We start from the raw sequence: 510 nt of genomic DNA on the forward strand, positions 1-510 counted from the left end.
GAATGCGCCCGCGGTTGGTCAGTTGCTGGGCTTCAAACGTCAGGCGGTCCGCCTGCGCGTTGCCGTCGTTTGCCACCGTCGCCGCACGCAATACCGCAATACCCTGCGACAGGAGTTTCCCATTCTGCTGATTAGTCAGGCCGTTGGCGGCGGTCAATGACAACGCAGTGAGACCAAAAATCTGCCCGCTGTTGGTCAGATCAGCGGCCTGCAGCGTGATGTCGCCCGCCTGCCACTGCCCGTGATTCTCAACTTGATCTGCCGTCAGCGTGCTGCTGCCCTGACTCAGCCATTTGCCCTGATTGCGTGCCGTATTCGCAATTGCCAGCGTCAGTGCATCCACGCCCAGCATCTTGCCATGGTTTTCCAGAGTCCCGGCGTCTACCGTCAACGCCCGTGCTTCCAGCGTACCCTGTTGATCAATATGGTTCGCCACCACGCCCAGCGTGGTGCTGCCGCTGATAAGTCCGCGGTTATCCAGTTTATTACGCACATTCAGTTGCAGATCCT

General features: G+C 59.0%; 1 protein-coding gene. It reads right to left on the reverse strand.

Annotation, left to right across the window (positions count from 1 at the left end; genetic code table 11):
* Window positions 1-493 (reverse strand): hypothetical protein (locus tag KP22_RS21050; protein WP_244880059.1); only part of this gene is annotated, 493 nt, incomplete at its 3' end.
* Window positions 494-510: the final 17 nt, after the last annotated feature.

The sequence above is a fragment of the Pectobacterium betavasculorum genome (assembly GCF_000749845.1).
In the GTDB taxonomy this organism is placed as follows: domain Bacteria; phylum Pseudomonadota; class Gammaproteobacteria; order Enterobacterales; family Enterobacteriaceae; genus Pectobacterium; species Pectobacterium betavasculorum.